Here is a 19,496-nt window from a genome sequence, read left to right on the forward strand (position 1 = left end):
TAGTTAGCTATTTTCAAGTGTGGATTTTCTATTCGGAAAAAGTGCAAGAAATAATTCTTCACAAATCTCAACTGCTATCATATTTCCATTTGACATTTCTTTTTAGTTAACTATTTTGTGCAAACTTTTAACAAAAAAAATAATATGACCGAGAAAACTAAAAAGACTGAGCTCGTCCGCGGATTATCTTTAACTGCAACGATCATGATCGTAGCGGGATCAATGATCGGATCGGGAATATTCCGGAAACCATCCTCAATGGCCCAGCAGCTTGGTTCGCCGGAACTTTTAATTATTATCTGGATCGCTGCCGGATTGATTACATTTATCGGCGCGCTTATAAATGCAGAAGTTTCCGGAATGATTGATGCGACCGGAGGCCAGTATGTTTATTTCAGAAAAATGTATGGAGATTTTACTGCATATTTATACGGCTGGTCAATTCTTGCGGTAATTCAAACTGGAAGCCAGGCGGCAATTGCTTATGCATTTGCCGAGTATGTCGGTTACTTTATCAAGTATCCTCAGATCTCACAGAATTTACAAGATTTTTCATTCTATCTGCCTTTAGTTGGAAACATTCATCCGCTTTTAGATTTTGGGACAAAAGCTGTTGCAATTCTTTGCATTGCTTTTTTAACCGGTGTGAATTATATCGGCGTAGTGTTTGGCGGCGTAGTTCAAACAATAGTTACATATATAAAAATTATTTCGATAGTTCTCATTTCGGTATTTCTACTTCTTCTTGGCAACGGAAGCTGGTCGAATATTTATACCGGTTTTGCGATGCCACATTCCAGCACTACAAATATGATCGCAATGATAGGACTAGCATTTGCGGGCGCATTCTGGGCATACGACGCATGGAATAGTGTTACGTATGTATCGGGTGAGGTAAAAAATCCACGGCGAAATATTCCTCTTAGTTTATTATGGGGAACATTGATTGTGATTGCTGTTTACGTTTTAATAAACATTGCTTATCTCTATGTATTACCTATTGGAGAGATGGCAAAGTCTCCTTTAGTAGCCGCTTCTGCCGCAGAAAAGATTTTTGGCGCTAACGGTGCATCATTGATATCAATAGCGGTTATCATCTCAACATTCGGAGCTCTTAACGGAAGCATTCTTGCAACTGCCCGTGTTCCCTTTGCAATGGCTAAAGCAAATTTGTTTTTCAAAGATTTAGGAAAGGTACATCCAAAGTATGGTACACCGCATATTTCATTAGTTGTTCAAGGTATTTGGTCTTGTGTGTTGGTCCTCTCGGGATCTTTTGATACAATTACCGACTATGTGATTTTTGCAGCATGGTTATTTTATATGCTCGGTGCGTTTGGCGTTTTCGTCCTTCGCAAAAAGATGCCGGATGTTGAACGTCCGTATAAAGTTTGGGGGTATCCATATACACCCGCAATCTTCGTTATCTTTTCGTTCTTGTTTCTGGTTAATTCGATTATTTCGGATACATCCAATGCTATGATGGGATTGATTTTAATTGCTGCAGGTCTGCCGATGTATTTATTTTGGAAATATAAAGACCGGAATAATAAAACTACTCCAACGGATGTTTAAATTTGGCGAGTAAAAAATTGCAACCGGAGAGATGATTAAGAAAATTTTCTATTTGAAGATATGATAGAGATAATAACAAAGCGCTACAGACATAGAGATTGTTATTAGTCCCAATAAAGAATAAAGATAAACCAAAACTTTTGATATTTTAAAATTGTTTACCAATTCATTTTGTTCAGAATCCGTGCTCATACAATTTGTCCCCGTCAAAAATCTTTCCCGTATTTATCTTCGTAACGTTTTATACCGTCACGAATAACCAAATACGCTTCTTCTTTACCAACGATCTTTTCAACAACAACGTTTTTGTGCTCAAGTTTTTTGTAATCTTCAAAAAATCTCTGAAGTTGTATCATTGTATGCGGCGGCATATGTTCTAAATCTTCAATGTAATTAACCGAAATATCATTCTTGGCAACCGCAATAATCTTTTCATCTTTTTCTTCATTATCAACCATCTCCATAACGCCAATAACTTTTGCTTCAATCAGACAAAGCGGGTCAACTTCAACAGAACAAATTACTAAGATATCGAGAGGGTCTTCATCGTCGCTTAAAGTTCGTGGAATGAATCCGTAATTGGCGGGATAGTGGACTGCAGAGAATAAAACGCGGTCTAATTTAAGTAGACCGCTGGTTTTATCAAGTTCGTATTTAGCTTTCGATCCTTCGGGAATTTCAATTATTGTATTTACAATTCTCGGTGCATCATTACCATAACTTACATTATGCCAAGGATTGAAATTGTTTCTAATTTTATCAGACGCCATTTTCTTTACTTGCCATTCTTCGGAATACAATCATCCGCACTCATCATTCTAAGACCTTTTCTGGCGTTTTCGCTTTTAGGATTAATCTTCACTGTAGCGCAATACCATTTAATAGCTTCATCATAATTTTGCAATGTTTGATAACATGCGCCGAGCGATTCCATATATCTCCAGTCATTCGGTTTAATTTGATTAGCTCTTCGATAATACGTGATTGCACCTGTGTAATTTTTCTTTAGGAATGCTCTTTGACCGAGATTAACTACAGCTTCCAAAATGTAATCCTTAAATTGACTTTCCCTGCCCTCTGTAAGTTTAAGAATTTTTACATATTGTTCTGCGGCCTGGTCGGAAGAATCCATTTTTGTGTAAACCTGTGCCAGCCAATAATTGGTTGTAAACGTTGTATCACTTAATTCTTTTGCTTTCAAAAATGCCTGTCTAGCACCATCCCAATTATTCGCTTCGTAATAAGCAAATCCAGCATTACGGTATGCCGGTTCATATGTCGGATCAAGTTTAATTTTTGCCGTATAATATTTTATTGCCATTTCGTAATCTTTGTTACGGAAATAATTATTTGCCATATCCATGAACAAAGCAGATTGTGTACTATCTTTTTGAATTACTCTTTCGTAATATTTTATCGCGGTTGAATCATTTTTCATCAATTGAAATGCTCTACCGGCATTTTTCAAGTCGCTTACAGTCATTTCAGAATCGGGAACGGCAGAATAATATTTTCCGGCTTCGTCAAATTTTTGCAAAACAAAGGATGATATCGCGGCGCCTTTGTTTAATAAGGAGTTGTTCGGATACTTTTTCAATCCCTCTAAAGCAAATTGGTAAACTTTTTCATAGCTCTTGGATTCTAGCAATGCTCTTGTAATTTTTTGGTAAGCGTCTTCAGTTTGATCTAAAGCCAAATATTTTTCATACATAACGGCGGCATCTGCGTATAATTTAGCTTTGTATAAAATTGTAGCTGCTTGTATAAAAGCTTTTGCATTATTCGGATCAATTTGAACAATTTTTAAATATTTATTAACAGCTTCCGTGTACCTTTCTGCTTTAACAAAAGTTTCAGCGCTTTTAAACTTCAGTGCAATATCTAACGAATCGATCGCTTCGGCTTTGGCGTAGTAATTAATAGCATTTTCAGTTACGTTCATCTGGGCATACGCATCGCCAAAATATTCAAAAAGTTTTTTATCCATCACGCCTTTTTGTTCTAGAGGAATCAATAATTTAAAAGCGTCAGAAGTATTATTCGCCTCAATCATTTCACTGGCGATTTTTAATGCTTTAGCATAATCCTTATCCTTAATCGCTTTTTCACCATCACTCACGGTACTCTGAGCGTTGATGTTGATAATTGTAAAAACAATACCGAAAAATATGAGCATTCGTTTTTTCATTTTTTACCGCCGATTTAGTTCAACCATTTTTACGGGAACTGTTGCAGGTCCCAGATTATTTTGTGAAACTATTTTTTGACCATCATAACTTGTTAAGAATGTAGAAAATCCCGCTGCTAAACCAATTCCATAATCATTAATGAAAATTGTTGTTGTTCTTACTAATGGATAAGACTCGCTTACAAGATATGCGACATATGGTTTATAATATAATGACTCACCGTCGCTTCTTGTCTTTGAAGCGACTTCTAAAATTTTCACTCCCTTTACATCGGACAATGTGTTAAGTCCTACAAACCCTAAACTATTTTTAACAGATTTCACTTTACTGATTGTCTCTTTTTCACTTTGAACTATTGAAACATTTTTGGGTTCCTGATTATCAAGCAATTTTTCTTTTAAATATTCATAAACACCGGAATTGTGTTCCGGGACAAATACTGTAAAATCGCGTCTTTCTCCCCTAAGTATTTTTTTTATTTCATCCAGCGTTATCTTTTCATTAGGGTCATTTTCACGAACAATCGGAACGACCGCATCAAAACAGAATTTGAATCCCTTCATTTGAGATTTTTGCTTATCATAAAAGGTTCTTTCTTCGTCATTTAAATTTCTTGAACTAACAAATAATTTAGTCTCTCCGTTAAACACAGCGGTTATACCTTCTCGTGCTTTAACAGTAACCAAATCGATTTTACTTTGGGGATAGCGTACAATAAAGGAATCTCTTTCCGCTTTAACTACATCATAAAGGGATTCATCCACATAGCATTTAAGATAACCCTTGATTGCCGTTTCTTGGCGTTCGTGGCAAGCTGAAAATATGGCAAGAAACCCCAAGAGTAAGAACGATATTTTAATCAGATTCCTCATTACTCTGTCGCTTTTTATTATTAAACGTAGTAGCAACGATTCTGAAAATACCGTAAAGAGTAAGCACAATTCCCATCATCAACTTAAGTTGAGAAGGAATTTGGGCTGGAAATATATTTGTAAATAATATTGCCAGCCCAAGAAAAATAAATACTGCACCCGCCGTATAAGCTATATACGTCATTATATTCTGCACTATTGGTTATCCTGCAATTGAAATTTGTAAGGAAGTACAATCCAAACAGCTATTGGATGCTGATTCTGAATAGCAGGAGTAAAAGCGGATTTCATTGCCGCAGCAATTGCTGCATCATTAAACAACTCAGAATCGGATTTAATTACAACAGCTCTTTTGGGTTTACCTTCTTTATCAACCAGAACTTTGACAAATACTTTACCAGTTATACCGGCTCGTTTTGCAATCTCAGGATATTCCGGTTTTGCACTAACAATCATTTCCGGTCCTTTTTCATAAGGAATAAATTTGTCAAAATCGGGGTCGTCACTTTTTTCTTCTTCGATTTTAATATCTGAAGTAATCTGCGCCGCTCCCGAACCCATATCTGTACTTAATGAAGGTGCAGCTTGCTGACTCATCTCTTGTTGTGATTGAATCGTCTGTTCCGGAGGAGCTTCTTCCGAAGGAACTGGAACAGGCACGCCAACAGTAGGAGCTATTGTTTGACTTGCTACAGCGATTTGAGGAGGAGCTTCGTTTGTAAGTGAAGGTGGGGGTCCAAGTTCGCTGTATTTCATCATTCTTACTGTCGGAATGTTGTCGTATTCTTCTCTTGTCATAGCTTGATAAACATAATAGGAAGTCAAGCCGACTATATGAAGAATAATTGCAACCATCACTCCGATGGAATAATTCCTGGGGTAGAGCTTCTTTAATTCGAAGGCTCCGTAAATCCCGCCGTTATTTTTTGTTGAATTAGTCTCTGACATTTTTCTCTCCAATCCTTAAATGGTTGCTTTTGACATTTCTTTCTTGTCAATATCGGTCATTGGTGAAAACGCATATTTTCCCAATCCCGCAAGATTTAGTTCGTCCACAATATCAACCATAGCATGGTACTTGCTCTTCCTGTCAATTTTTATTAGAACAACGAATTTAGGATTTTCAGTTCGTTTATCTTTCAAAAACTTTCTCAATTCAGCAAATGTGAGTTTATGAGGAAGTTCAAAGCCGACATTCCAAAAAAGATTCATTTGATCATCGCACCGAACCGTCAATAAGTTTTTTTCATCCATCTTAACTGTCGCATCTTTATCAGGAGGAAAATTTAGTTCAAGTACGTTGGGTTTTCTAAAAACGGTAGTAAGCATGAAAAATGTAAGAAGCAGAAAAGCCACGTCTACCATAGGAGTCATATCAATTCTAATGCTAACTCTTTTTTTGGCTTTTTTCTTTCCACGCTTTTTGTGGCTGCCACCACCGCCGCCAACATCTCCACCGGCCATGTTTTACTCCTATAATTAATTTGTTTTAAAATTAGTAACCATTACAAATCGTGAAATAAGTACTTTCTGTAAAATATCTATAACATCGGAAACCTGACCATAATCTGCATTAGCATCTGCTTTTACAATAGTTCCAAGCTTAGGATTGGCAATTCTTGCTTTCATAAGAAGTTCACCTAAAGCTTCTGGTTTCACTTCTATAGCTTCTTTTAACTTGTTTTGTTGACCAAAAATACTTTCCATAAGATTAGAAGAATCGAATCCAAGATAAATCTTACTGCTGTCGCTTATATTGATAGTCATCGTATTCGACTCTGGAAGTTTTGCTTCCGAGTGAGAAAGAGGCAATTCAATTTGCACTGCTTCCGGTGGTTTGAACTGTGTAGTTAACATGAAAAATGTTAATAACAAAAAGGCCACGTCCACCATAGGAGTCATATCAATTCTAATCGCGACTCGGGCTTTTTTAATGCGCGGCATTAATCACCTCACTTGCTTTTAAGAAGTTGGATTACATTGTATGATGCTTCATCTACCTGGAATGTGAAGTTATCAACTTTATTTACGAAGAAGTTATAAGAAACGATACCAATGATAGCAACGAACAAACCGCCTGCTGTGTTGAATAACGCTTCAGAAATACCGGTTGCAAGAGCAATTGCATCTGGTGCGCCAGATTGAGCAAGAGCCGCAAATGCACGGATCATACCGATAACTGTTCCAAGAAGACCCGTCATTGTTGCAATTGATGCGATTGTCGAAAGAGCAATCAAGTTCTTTTCCAAGATCGGTACTTCAAGCATCATTGCTTCTTCAACCGAGCGCTGAACTTCAACAAGTTGTTTTTCAGCATCAATGGATGATTTACCAGAAGTCAATTCTTTATAACGGCTTAATGCTGCTCTAAGAACGTTTGCAACTGAACCGCGTTGAGCGTCGCAAGAAGTAATTGCTGCATCTATCTGTCCGGCTCTAATTTGATCAATCACGCCTTTGAAGAATTTCGGAATTGCTTTCTTTCCAGCTGCTTTTTTTAATGAAAGAGATCTTTCGATAATAATAGCAACGTCCATGATTGAAAGGGCAATTAAAAGAGAAATAAGAGGACCACCGGTGTACGTACGGCCTAAAGTATTAACGGGTTTTTCTTTGGCTGCATCTGAGAAGTTGGCTGGATTACCTAAACCGACTTCGTAGATTGCAACAGAAACTACCATTGCCAGAACAAAGAGGATAACAATAAAAGCAGACTGTTTCATTTTACGACTCTCCTTATTAATAAATTAAAGTGTTGCTTAAAAACTACCAATTACTATGCCGGAGTAATTTAAGAATTAAATCCGGCCAAATTCTCGCGAAATCACGGAATGCGTAGAATTCACTATTAAATTAGAAGGAAGAAAATTGCAGAGTGAAAGTAAGGGGATTTCATTTTGCAATCAAGGCAAAATAAATTATTCTATTAAAATGCTTTACGGGTATTTCAAAATGAAATTTCAATGAAATGACGCAATTTTTCGGAAATAATAATTGTAACCCGTTGTGTGAATTAGAATGTGAACCGTTAAAACGGTTCTAACATTGTGCTTTGTGATTCTAACCCCGCGATTAATCGCGGGGTTGATCAATGAAACAATGTTTTTTTTAACTGTTTCAACAGTTTATTAAACTATATTTTTAATTCACACAACACGATAATTGTAATATTTTACTTAATGAAGATGGAGAACAAAATTATAATCCGTAGAGCTTTCTTTTTCTCCAAAGTGTCGTTTCAGAAATACCAAGGATTCTAGCGGCCTCTTTTGTGTTAAGTGCAATTTTTAATGTTTCTATTATATGTTCTTTTTCGAGGTCTTCAATTTTTTGTTTTGGATAATCAATCTGCTTCGGTCTAAATTGAGTGATTTCGGAAGGTAGGTATTCCGGTTTGACAATATCGTCTTTTGCAAACACCAGCAATCTTTTGATCACCGTTTCAAGTTCTCTAATGTTACCAGGCCAATCATAATTAAAAAGTAGTTTTTTCGTATCATCAGAAATAATAATATTTCTTTCTTTCGAATAGTTTTTGATAAAATGATCAATCATGGCCCGAATTTCATCTTTCCTTTCACGCAATGGCGGAAGTTTTACTTTAATTCCGGCAATTCTAAAATAAAAGTCTTCGCGTAAAATTCCGTTGCTCAAATCGGCATCAACATTTCTATTTGTAGCGCTGATAATCCGTATATCAATTTTATGAGTTATACTTTCTCCAACTCTTTCAAATTCCATGCTCTGAAGGAACCGTAGAAGTTTCACCTGCATTGATTTTGGAATCTCTGCAACCTCATCTAAAAAAACTGTACCGGTATCGGCGAGTTCTAATCTACCAATTCTATCTTTTATTGCGTTTGTAAATGCGCCTTTAATATGTCCGAATAATTCGCTCTCAAAAAGATTTTCGGGTATGGCGGAACAATTTATTGTGATGAACGGATTATTACAACGAGAACTGTTTTTATGAATGAACCGCGCAAGCACCTCTTTGCCTGTACCGCTTTCACCTTCAATCAGAATTGGAATGTCGCTATCCGCTACATCCTTAGCTGTTTTTAAGATTTCTTTCATCGCCGGATTTGAGGCAACAAAATTTTCTTCCTCAAATTTTTCTTCCAATTGATAGGTGAGCCCTTTGATCTTCTTGCTTAAACGATGATGTTCGTAGACGCGCTCAATGATGTGAATAAATTCTTTATGTGTAAATGGCTTCGTTATATAGTCGTATGCGCCGTTTTTTATCGCTTCAACTGCGGACTCAATTGATCCGTGCGCGGTCATTAGCACAACTGTTGTATCCGGCGATATTTTTTTTATCTCGCTTAAAACTTCCAATCCGTTCATCGGTTGCATTTTTAAATCTATAAATGCGAGATCAAAATAAATCTCTTTGATTCTCGTAAACGCCAGAATGGGATTCGAAAAAACTTCCGGGGAATACCCGGAAGAACTCAAAGAAAGTTCAATTGTTTTTAAGATATTAATTTCGTCGTCTATTACTAAAATTTTCCCTTTATACATTTAAGCTGCCGGTAATTTAATTTGAAATGTGCTTCCTTGACCTAATGCGCTGAAAGCTTTTATTTCTCCATGGTGAAGTTCAATTATTTCTTTGGCGATGGATAGACCGAGCCCCAGGCTTCCCGGCGCCGTATCATCAATTTGAATAAACTTATCAAATATTTTTTTCAAGTTGTCCGGACTAATTCCAATCCCAGTATCGGAGATTTCTATCAATAAATTTTCTTCGGCTCTTGAAAATCTAACATTTATTTTACCGCCATTTGGGGTAAACCGCAGAGAATTTGAAACTAAGTTTTCAATAGCGCTGATTATGTTATCGTAACTGCCGTTAATTTTTAATTCATGGCTTTCGTCATTAATTATCAGAACAATGTTGTGTTCTTTTGCAAGAATAGAAAACTTTTTCAGAATGTGCTCGGCAAGTTTGTGTGCTGCAAATTTCTCAAATTTTACGCGCCCAATACTTGATTCAAGTTTGGTGAGTTCAAGTATCTCATATACTAGCCGGTTCAAGCGTTCATAATCTTCTTTCATGGAAACAATTAGTTCATTTTGTTGAACCGTTAGCTCGCCTACAATTTTATCTTCTATAATACCAAGCGCCATCCCCAAAGAGGTTAGTGGCGTCTTCAGTTCATGAGAGACTTTAGCAACAAATTCTGATTTCATTCTATCCAGTTCTTGATACTTTGTAATATCGTTGAATACTATTACCGTCCCTTTCATATCACTTTCGGGTATTTCCAACGAAGCGGCAATTACTTTAAAATATTTTTGGTTGCCTGCTCTATCTTTAACCTTCATTATATCGTCTTTTAGGAATCTTTCCTCTTGATCTGAATATTTTTTACCGTTCTGTTTATTTTTATCCGGTGAGAGCAAAGTACGAATGATCCCAAGATCAAAAAGTTCTGGCGGAAAAGATTCATTAAATGTTTTGTTAGATAAGATTATGTTGAAATTTTCGTCAACCAGCAGGACCGCTTCATTCATGCTTTCAATAATTAGCTCGGATTTTTTCTTCTCATATAAAATTTTGTTCAGATTGAAACGTTCATACACTTGAAGTTTCTCGCTCATCTTGTTGAATTCTTCCGCCAGACTATTTATTTCATCCGCGTTTTCATCAATTTCTATCCTTTCATCAAAATGGCCCTCGGCAATATGAGTTACAGATTCCCGCAGCTTTGTAATTGGCTTTACTATATAATCGGAGAACCGCGATCCGAATGTTAAACTAATTCCGATTGCGCTAAAAAGAATTATTAGTATTGCAATAGTTGCGCTCTGAGTGATATCTATTACATGGGAAACAGAACTGTTCAACGATGTATGGTTAATTTCCAATATGCCATAATTAATTTTTTTGATTGCCTGGATTTCATTTAAGAATCTTACAAAATCTGTTCTAAGGGCGGGATATTTTTCAGCACGATAAATGTTGTAATCAATATTGGATATATCTCTCTGCAACTTCTGGTACCCAACATTCAGCGAGTCCAAAATGTTTTTTCCTTCTTGAGTTACAACAGAAAGACGTGCTCTATCATACCAAAAGTAAAAGTCGTCCCGGTATTTCTGAAATAATCTTTCCCCCTGTTCAAAATTCTGATTGTACATTATTACAATTGCTTGAAGCTGTTCATCCAAGCTTCTGCCCATATTATCTGCCGCAATAATACTTGTATAGTTTTCCTGCATTGTTTTTTTTATCGACTCATTCAGATAATAAAAGTTGTAGATACTCCAGAGTGTTGCAAAAAACATAATTAGCAGGATGACTGTGAAGCCGAGAAGAATTTTGCTGCGAAGACTTGTAGTATATAAATTTATCATTAATTCAAGAACTATTTAATTTCCACATATAAAATAGCTGATTGCGTTGCTTAAATAAACATCTTTTTATTAATTTAGTTTTAGATACTAATAATTCGGACTGGACAAAATGCTGCAAAGGAAATTCGGCAATTCTGGCTTACTTATTTCTATTCTCGGTTTTGGCGCCGGTGAAATTGGAGATTTAGCAGTTGAGGATAAAAATGTGAATAAAATTTTAAATTTTGCTTTAGATAACGGTATTAATTTAATTGATACTGCCCGCGGCTACTATGCATCCGAAGATAGAATTGGAAAATTTATTTCTCATCGCAGAAATGAATTTGTTCTATCAACAAAGGTCGGATATGGAATTCCGGGTAAAGAGGATTGGTCTTACGATTGTATTATTTCCGGCGTCGATGAAGCTCTAAGTTTGTTGCAAACAGATTTTATTGACATTGTTCACCTGCATTCGTGTTCACTTGAAATATTGCGACGAGGCGATGCAATTCTGGCTTTGCAAAATGCTGTTCAATCCGGAAAAGTAAAAGTTGCCGCATACTCCGGTGAAAATGATGAGCTGAAATTTGCAGTCGAATCAAATGTATTTCAAGCAATTCAAACATCTTTCAACATATGCGATCAAAGAAAGCTCGAAAATATTTTTCCAACAACTATAAAAAAACATATTGGAGTAATTGCAAAACGTCCCATAGCAAATGCCCCGTGGCGGTTTAATGAACAACCGCACGGACATTATGCAGAAGAATATTGGCTGCGATGGAAGAAAATGCATATTGATATCGGGATAGGATGGAATGAAGCGGCGTTACGTTTTGCAGCATTTTCGGAAGGCGTGAATTCATGCATTGTCGGTACGACAAATATTGAACATTTGAAACAGAACATTGAAATAGTCAGTAAGGGAAAGTTGCCTGAAGACATTTACCTTGCACTTAGAAACGCTTTTATTCAAAATGATGATGGCTGGACTGGGCAAGTATAGTTCAAATCCAATAAATTGAAAAGTGTAACGGTTTATCAATTTTGACGATAAAATATTTTCGGCTTTCAATTGAATCGGCGTAATATGTATTCTATCTTTTATAAAGAAATTTTCATTTAACGGAATTTTTATGAAAAATCTACCAAAATATTTTTTATTGTCCTTTCTTTTTACAATCAATATCTTTGCGCAGTTCGGCTCTCAGGATTCCGGCGGCAAGCTTTCTCCGTTTCAAGCATGTTATGATGTAAAGTTCTACGATATAAATCTCACAATTGACTTGAAAGAAAAAGCGATTGGCGGAAGTGTTATAATGCGCGCTGAAGCCGTTAATGATCTTAATAAAATTTTGATTGACCTAGACGGCAGATATCAAATTGACGGCATTCAATCAATAAGTAAAAACAAGAAAGAAATTGATCTGAATTATTCACATGATAGCAACAAAGTCTGGATCAATTTTCCAAATCCTATTAAAAAAGGAGAAACGTTTACGATCAGAACTACTTATGCCGGAGTGCCGCGCATTGCACAAAAACCGCCTTGGGATGACGGACTTGTTCTTGCCAAAACAAAAGAAGGAAAAGAGTGGGTAACTCTAACCTGTCAAGGCGGAGGTGCAGATATTTGGTGGCCGTGCAAAGATCATCCTTCCGATGAGCCGGATTCAGTCTCTCTTCATTTTACGGCACCTGCCGATCTTGTCCTAGTAAGCAATGGAAAATATATTTCTTCAACAGACAACAACAACGGTACTAAAACATGGAACTGGTTTGTATCAACTCCAATCAATAATTACGGAGTAATATTTTATCTCGGTCCATATAAGCGAATTGATTATGATTACACAAGTGTAACAGGTGAAAAATTTCCATTCACAGTATGGGTTCTACCGGAAAGTTATGATAAAGCAAAAGAACATGCTCCACAATTTTTAACTCATATGAGAGTATTTGAAGAACTTATTGGTCCATATCCATTTCGTGCGGATAAATATGCAGTTGTTGAAGCTCCGCATCTCGGCATGGAACAGCAAACCGCCATTGCGTATGGGTATGGTTGGAAAAATCATCCGCAATTCGCATTTGACTGGCTTCACAATCATGAATTCTCTCATGAGTGGTGGGGAAATCTTGTGACATGTAAAGATTGGAGCGATTTCTGGATTCACGAAGGATTAGGAACTTATATGCAGCCGCTTTATCTAGAAAAAGTTTTCGGAAAAGATGAATACTTCCGTTATATGAAAAGCATTAAACGCTTTGCCAATAAAACGCCGGTTGCACCGCGCGGGGAAAAAACGTCGGGGGAAAGTTACGGCAACGATATCTATTATAAAGGTGGCTGGATAGTGCATACACTTAGATATTATCTTGGCGATGAAGTATTTTTTAAAGTTCTGAGACGATGGGCGTATCCAACTGAGGAGATGGAAAAAATAACAGACGGAAGACAATGCCGGATTACGACAACAGATGAGTTACTGGCAATTGCTGAAAAAATTTCCCGTAAAAAATTGGATTGGTTCTTTGAAGTATATCTGAGACATGCTTCTTTACCTAAACTAAATGTAGTTAAGAGTGAGAATAAAATTGACTTGAACTGGGAGACTGAGAACAATCTTCCATTCCCTCTTCCTGTTGAAGTTGAACTGGCAGGAAAAACTATGCGTGTCGAAATGAAAGATGGAAAAGGCGAGTTCGATTTACCACCGGGCGCTGAATTTACAGTTGATCCGAGCGGATGGATTTTAATGAGTACATCAAAATAATAGATAGCTTTAAATCCGGATTTAAATTATTGCTATAAGATCCCGATGCGATCAGTAATACTTGTTATAATAAAAAATAATTTCAACTAAACAGAGAACTTGGCATATGAACGAAATTATTATTCTACTTTTAATTGGTCTTGCCGGGGGATTGATTAGCGGAGTATTGGGAATAGGCGGCGGCATAATTATTATTCCTATGCTAGTTGGTTTTCTTGGCTACACCCAAAAAGATGCGCAGGGAACCTCACTTGGTTTATTGCTATTGCCGATCGGTATTCTTGCAGTAATGAATTATTACAAAGCCGGTCATATTAATTTGAAAGCCGCCGGAATTATGGTCATAACTTTTGTTATTGGAAGTTATTTCTCTTCGCTCTATGCCTTAACTCTTCCGGAGGGCGTTTTAAAAAAAATATTTGCAGTGTTTCTTCTTGCATACTCAATTAAACTGTTTATGGGAAAGTAATATTCGGGCTTCTTAAAGATCGAGGTCTCTATTTTTTCAAAACCGATTTCAAGAACAGCAGCAATTTTTCTTGCTCTTCTGGTTACATTTCTTTGGTCAACTTCATTTATAATAATTAAGTGGGGGCTGAAAGATATTCCTCCGCTAACATTTGCGGGTTTGCGTTATGTGCTTGCATTTTTTTGCCTTCTCCCATTCGCGCTAACAAAAAGAAGAATAGCAGCAATAAAAAGCTTAAACAAAAAAAATTGGATTCAATTAGCTTTACTTGGTTTCCTATTTTATACATTTACACAAGGCACCCAGTTCATCGGGCTCTCTCTCCTCCCGGCGGTTACTGTTAGTTTGCTTCTTAACTTCACACCGATAATTGTTGCTGTACTGGGCATTTTTCTTTTATCAGAAAAACCAACTCTTCTTCAATGGCTAGGCACTTTTTTATTCATGGTTGGAATTCTGTTCTATTTTTATCCGGTGAATCTACCGCCGGGCAGAGCGCTGGGAATTGGTGTGATGCTGATCGGTGTTCTCGCCAATGCCGCATCTTCGGTTTTAGGCCGCAGTATAAACCGCACCTGCAAAATTGATCCAGTTACTGTTACATTAATCAGTATGGGCATCGGTTCGGTTGTAATGCTTGTTACCGGAATTACTTTTCAAGGATTGCCTTCAATAAGTTTTACAAATATTCTATTTCTATTTTGGCTCTCAATTGTAAACACAGCATTTGCATTCACAATTTGGAATTTAACTTTACGTAATTTAACAGCAATGGAATCAAGCATTATAAACGGAACTATGTTGATTCAAATTGCACTGCTGGCGTGGCTTTTTCTTGGTGAATCAATAACAATTAATGAGGGAATCGGAATGTTCATCGCTTTCCTCGGTGCTGTAATTGTTCAAATCAGAAGAAAAAAATTAATTTCGGTGCCGGATAAAATAGTTAATACTAACAACGATAGAATAAGAACATGAAAAAAATATTTTTTATTATCTTCATAGCGACTTCATTATTAAATGCTCAAGCTAAGTACGATCCTTGGGTTTTTTCTGCCCCGGCTAAAAAAGAATTTACAAAGATCAATCAAAACGGTAAAACAGTTATTCCAAATGGGAGATTTATTACTCCATTGGGTAAAAATATTTTAACCGCCCCGCATCCGTATGGATTAGCCATTAGTCCCGATGGGAATATTATCGTAACTGCAAACTCCGGAACCGAACCGTTATCCATTACAATTATCAAAAATGTTTTGGGAAATAATCCGGAAGTAAAACAGGTTCCACACGGCGCACAAACCGACAAAGGAGTTCTTGCTTCGGTGTTTATGGGACTTGCGATCTCACCAAACAATAAAATTGTTTACGTAGCAGGCGGGCAAACAAACAAAATATTTTTGTTTGATCTATCCACCGGCAGCAAAATTGATTCTATTAATTGTTCTTATCAAGATCAGCAAACAGATTACACGCACGGATATATCGGAGATTTAATTTTATCCAAAGATGGAAAAACAATTTACGCTGTTGACCAAATCAACTTTAGAATGATTGTGGCGGACACGAAAACTAAAAAGTTAATTCAAAGTGTTCCGGTTGGGAGATACCCGTTTGGAATTACTCTCTCACCCGATGAAAAAAATATTTTTGTAGCAAACGTTGGAATGTATGAGTACAGAATGATACGGGGGATTACAAAACAAAACATGAATGAGAAAGCGCTTAATTTTCCGGCTTTCCCATTTTTATCGAAAGAATCTGAAACCGGTATAAAGGTAGGAGAACTGGAAGTGCCGGGTCTTGGCGACCCGCTTTCAGCCGACGCTTTCTCGGTGTTTGTACTCGAAAACAAAAAAAATAATGTTCGTGTAACAGCTAAGATCAAGACAGGAGTTCAGATTGGTGAAGTGATTGAAGGGATTCCGGCGGTTGGCGGAGCGAGCCCAAATTCTTTAGTAGCAACAAATAAATATGCGTTTGTTAGCAACGGTACAAATGATGCTATTTCAGTTATAGATATTCAGAAGAAAAAAATTGTTAATACAATTCGACTTATTCTTGACGAACGGTTAAAAAATTTTAGAGGAATAATTCCGTTTGGTTTGGCTCTATCACCTGATCAGAAAAGATTATATGTAGCTGAATCCGGCATCAATGCCATCGCTGTTATTGATATAAAAAAACTGAAAGTGATTGGACATATTCCCGCTGGATGGTTCCCCTCAAAATTAAAAGTGAGCAATGACGGTAAAAAATTATTTATTGCAAACGCTAAAGGTTTTGGCAGCGGTCCAAACGGCGGTAAAAATTTCAAACCCGGTCCGGAAGGAAGTTACATCGGTAATCTAATGAAAGGGACGGTAAATATAGTTGATCTTCCAAATGATGATGAATTGAAATCCCTTACACAAAAAGTTGTTGAAAATAATTTTTCAATTGATAAATCAAGCTCACAGAAATTTGAAGAACGTAAGAATAATCCGATCCCTCTTTTCCCAATGGAAAAAGAAAGTCCAATTAAACATCTTGTCTTCATAACAAAGGAGAATAGGACTTACGATGAAATCTTTGGGCAAGTTGAAAAAGGAGACGGCGATTCAACGCTTGCGCGCTACGGAAGAAATGTTTCATTCTCAAATAGAAAAAAAACTCTTGAAGTAAAAAACACCACCGTTATGAAAAATCATCTTGAAATTGCAAAACAGTTTGCGATCTCTGATAATTTTTATGTTGATTCGGATGTTTCGGCAGATGGTCATCGATGGCTTGCAAATAACTATCCCAATGAATGGGTTGAAACAACAACCCCGGCTAATTACGGAGATAACAGGGACTTCAAAGAAGATTCAAAGGCGCCCGGAGTATTTGGAATGAACAGCGCAGCGGGTGCTGTATATCCGGAAGACATGAATGAAGCCGGCACATTGTGGGATCATCTTGCACGAAACAAAAAGGATTTTTTCAATTTCGGTTGCGGATTAATGTTCGAGCCAGGCGCTTATCATGAAAGTTTTAAATATACCGGTGTTAAGTCCACCGTGAACTTTCCGGTTTCCGCACCGCTCTATAATAATTCGTCAAGAATATATGCAACGTATAACACAAATATTCCGGATCAATTTCGCGCGGATATGTTTATCAAAGAGTTTAAGGAGAAATGGATTGGCGAAGGCAAGCAGATGCCTTCGGTAATAACTGCAATTGTTCCTAACGATCACGGTGCCGGCGAACGCCCGGCAGCTGGTTATCCATTCCGGGAAAGTTATATGGCTGATAATGATCTTGCTGTAGGTCGCTTTGTTGAATTTCTTTCTCATACTCCGTATTGGAAAAATATGATGATTGTAATTACAGAAGATGATGCGCAGAATGGAGTTGATCATGTTGATGCTCATAGAAGTGTGCTTATGGTAATTTCTCCTTATGTGAAAAGAAATTATGTAAGTCATATTCATTATAGTTTCGGAAGCATCTTTAAAACATTCTGGAATGTTCTTGGCATTCCGTATCTAAATCAATATGATGCGGGCGCAAATGATCTTGCTGATTTCTTTACGGAAAAGCCGGATTTTACGCCTTATTCAGCGCTTGATATAAACAGAAGAATTTTTGATCCTCAGAAAGCACTCGATCCTCTTGATGAAAAATTTGATTGGAAATCCTTGAAAGAATCGCCGGAAATTGATAACGTTAAAGAGATGATGCGCGATGCAAAAGAACAAGATAAAGACCGTCTTGAAAACAGAGAGTGGAAAAAGTAAAATGTCGTTTAAAACTTTCCTTTGGAAAGGAAAAGTGAACAATGGATTTCAGAATTACTTCAATTGGTGAAATATTATATGATGTTTATCCGGAATATAAAAAGCTTGGCGGGGCTCCGTTCAATTTCATCTATCACATATGGAAATTAAACGGGCAAGGGAATTTTATTTCGAGGGTTGGCGATGATAAAAACGGCAGAGAAATTCTCAAGTTCCTAAAATCGAAAAAATTTGATTGTAAGAATATTTCAATCGATCCGCATTATCCCACCGGAAAAGTGAATCTTCGGCTGCTTGAAAACAAAGTCCCTCAATTTACAATTTCTCCGGAAAGTGCATGGGATTACATAGAATTGACCGATGGAATTAAAAAGTTAGTAGCAAAAAAAACCGACTTGCTTTACTTCGGAACATTGTCCCAAAGAAATTTTACCACAAGGAGTACTATTGAGCACCTTCTCAATGAAAGAATAAAATACTTCACCGATCTTAATCTCCGCCACAATTTTTTTAACGAACAAATGATCTCAATGGCATTAAGTAAATCCAATGTAATTAAAACAAATCAAGATGAACTCAAAATCATTACCGATCTGTTGTTTAAAAGAGAATATAAAATTAAAGACGCTGCAAAAAGATTAATTGAAGAATACAATTTGGATTTATTATGTATTACGCTTGGAGAGGAAGGCGCTTATTTATTTTCAAGAAACGGTACAAGCAAAAACAAGCCCTCGGTAAAGAAAATAGTTGATACCTTAGGTGCGGGGGATGCTTATTCTGCAATACTTTGTCTTGGTTATTTACTCAGCTGGGATATTGAAAAAATCAATAAGATGGCTAACAAGTTTGCCGGCGAAATATGTACAGTTGAAGGCGCTCTTCCGGAAGATGATTCTTTTTATGATAAATATAAAAATTTATTTAAAGGTAATTAAACTTTTACTTCTTCTTTGTTGGTACAACTATCTTTGCGGGCACTAACTCAACTTCAATTTTTTCCGGTAATAAATTATACATTGAGCCCGTAAACATATCTACAATCATTCCCGGAATGAATCCGTTGAGTGCGTTACCCCAGAACCAAAAAGAAATTTTTCTTGTTAGTTGAGTCTCGTACGTTTCGTATCCTTCCAATTCAAATTTAATTACATGATTCGCTCCGCGGTCAACATTTACTTGCTGAGGAGTCGTACCAAATTTTTTGCCGTCGACAGTTATTTTTGCACTGGGCGGAGTTGTTTTCAGCTCTACATCTTGAGTTGTTGTGTTTAATACAGTTGAACACGCGCTAAATAAAACTGCAAGACTAATCACAGTCGCAATAATTAATAGTCTTTTCATAAATCGTTTCCATTGTTGCTATTATTATCGAAATTTTTATGGAAAATATTAGCCGTTTTAAGCTTTGTCTTGTTCAATTATGATAACGGGAGTGGATATTAATTGAGGTTTTGAAGAAAAAGATGCGCTCTCAGACATGGAGCGCATCTCCGATAATA

Annotated in this window: 18 protein-coding genes; 7 read left to right on the forward strand and 11 right to left on the reverse strand. The window is 36.7% G+C overall.

All coding sequences use genetic code 11. From position 1 onward, the window contains the following. The first annotated feature begins 144 nt into the window (after positions 1-144). Positions 145-1,575, forward strand: a complete 1,431-nt coding sequence (locus tag NTX65_08670) for an amino acid permease (protein ID MCX6169400.1) — start codon at positions 145-147, stop codon at positions 1,573-1,575. A 206-nt stretch (positions 1,576-1,781) separates the two neighbouring features. Here NTX65_08670 and NTX65_08675 read toward each other — a convergent pair whose 3' ends face one another. The 10 genes from NTX65_08675 to NTX65_08720 form a co-directional block, all read right to left on the reverse strand. After that, the gene (locus tag NTX65_08675) at positions 1,782-2,345 is read right to left on the reverse strand and encodes an inorganic diphosphatase (GenBank protein MCX6169401.1); all 564 of its coding nucleotides are present in this window, start codon (positions 2,343-2,345) and stop codon (positions 1,782-1,784) included. Positions 2,346-2,350: 5 nt separating this feature from the next. After that, a complete protein-coding gene (locus tag NTX65_08680; protein ID MCX6169402.1) occupies positions 2,351-3,763 on the reverse strand; it encodes a tetratricopeptide repeat protein in 1,413 nt (470 codons plus the stop codon). A 3-nt stretch (positions 3,764-3,766) separates the two neighbouring features. Continuing rightward, positions 3,767-4,636 carry a substrate-binding domain-containing protein gene (locus tag NTX65_08685; GenBank protein ID MCX6169403.1) on the reverse strand — a complete coding sequence of 290 codons (870 nt, stop codon included), beginning with the start codon at positions 4,634-4,636 and terminating at the stop codon, positions 3,767-3,769. Next, a complete protein-coding gene (locus NTX65_08690; protein MCX6169404.1) occupies positions 4,620-4,820 on the reverse strand; it encodes a hypothetical protein in 201 nt (66 codons plus the stop codon). The genes NTX65_08685 and NTX65_08690 overlap by 17 nt, the downstream gene beginning before the upstream one ends. A gap of 11 nt (positions 4,821-4,831) precedes the next feature. Further along, a complete protein-coding gene (locus NTX65_08695; protein ID MCX6169405.1) occupies positions 4,832-5,584 on the reverse strand; it encodes an energy transducer TonB in 753 nt (250 codons plus the stop codon). 15 nt (positions 5,585-5,599) lie between these two features. After that, the gene (locus NTX65_08700; protein MCX6169406.1) at positions 5,600-6,100 is read right to left on the reverse strand and encodes a biopolymer transporter ExbD; all 501 of its coding nucleotides are present in this window, start codon (positions 6,098-6,100) and stop codon (positions 5,600-5,602) included. A gap of 15 nt (positions 6,101-6,115) precedes the next feature. Next, positions 6,116-6,580: a biopolymer transporter ExbD gene (locus NTX65_08705; GenBank protein ID MCX6169407.1), complete on the reverse strand. Its 465-nt coding sequence runs from the start codon at positions 6,578-6,580 to the stop codon at positions 6,116-6,118. Between the two features lie 8 nt (positions 6,581-6,588). Next, complete coding sequence (locus NTX65_08710) at positions 6,589-7,359, reverse strand: MotA/TolQ/ExbB proton channel family protein (GenBank protein ID MCX6169408.1); 771 nt, start codon at positions 7,357-7,359, stop codon at positions 6,589-6,591. 475 nt (positions 7,360-7,834) lie between these two features. Continuing rightward, positions 7,835-9,163 carry a sigma-54 dependent transcriptional regulator gene (locus tag NTX65_08715; GenBank protein MCX6169409.1) on the reverse strand — a complete coding sequence of 443 codons (1,329 nt, stop codon included), beginning with the start codon at positions 9,161-9,163 and terminating at the stop codon, positions 7,835-7,837. Continuing rightward, positions 9,164-11,002 (reverse strand): ATP-binding protein, encoded by a 1,839-nt coding sequence (locus NTX65_08720; GenBank protein MCX6169410.1) that lies wholly within the window; start codon positions 11,000-11,002, stop codon positions 9,164-9,166. Positions 11,003-11,111: 109 nt separating this feature from the next. Here NTX65_08720 and NTX65_08725 point away from each other — a divergent pair, with 109 nt between their 5' ends. The 6 genes from NTX65_08725 (at position 11,112) to NTX65_08750 (ending at position 18,932) form a co-directional block, all read left to right on the forward strand. Further along, on the forward strand, positions 11,112-11,990 hold the full coding sequence (locus NTX65_08725) for an aldo/keto reductase (protein ID MCX6169411.1): 879 nt from the start codon (positions 11,112-11,114) through the stop codon (positions 11,988-11,990). A 130-nt stretch (positions 11,991-12,120) separates the two neighbouring features. Beyond that, entirely contained in the window at positions 12,121-13,761 is a 1,641-nt protein-coding gene (locus NTX65_08730) for a M1 family metallopeptidase (protein ID MCX6169412.1), read from the forward strand. Positions 13,762-13,867: 106 nt separating this feature from the next. Beyond that, positions 13,868-14,230 carry a sulfite exporter TauE/SafE family protein gene (locus NTX65_08735; GenBank protein MCX6169413.1) on the forward strand — a complete coding sequence of 121 codons (363 nt, stop codon included), beginning with the start codon at positions 13,868-13,870 and terminating at the stop codon, positions 14,228-14,230. 63 nt (positions 14,231-14,293) lie between these two features. Further along, a complete protein-coding gene (locus tag NTX65_08740) occupies positions 14,294-15,208 on the forward strand; it encodes a DMT family transporter (GenBank protein MCX6169414.1) in 915 nt (304 codons plus the stop codon). Further along, positions 15,205-17,994: a hypothetical protein gene (locus NTX65_08745; GenBank protein MCX6169415.1), complete on the forward strand. Its 2,790-nt coding sequence runs from the start codon at positions 15,205-15,207 to the stop codon at positions 17,992-17,994. Before NTX65_08740 ends, NTX65_08745 begins: the two co-directional genes overlap by 4 nt. A 41-nt stretch (positions 17,995-18,035) precedes the next feature. Continuing rightward, positions 18,036-18,932 carry a PfkB family carbohydrate kinase gene (locus NTX65_08750; protein ID MCX6169416.1) on the forward strand — a complete coding sequence of 299 codons (897 nt, stop codon included), beginning with the start codon at positions 18,036-18,038 and terminating at the stop codon, positions 18,930-18,932. Between the two features lie 4 nt (positions 18,933-18,936). On the opposite strand, the gene NTX65_08755 is transcribed toward NTX65_08750, so the two are convergent. Further along, complete coding sequence (locus NTX65_08755; GenBank protein ID MCX6169417.1) at positions 18,937-19,338, reverse strand: PEGA domain-containing protein; 402 nt, start codon at positions 19,336-19,338, stop codon at positions 18,937-18,939. Positions 19,339-19,496: the final 158 nt, after the last annotated feature.

The sequence above is a fragment of the Ignavibacteriales bacterium genome (assembly GCA_026390795.1).
Lineage (GTDB): Bacteria > Bacteroidota > Ignavibacteria > Ignavibacteriales > Melioribacteraceae > Fen-1258.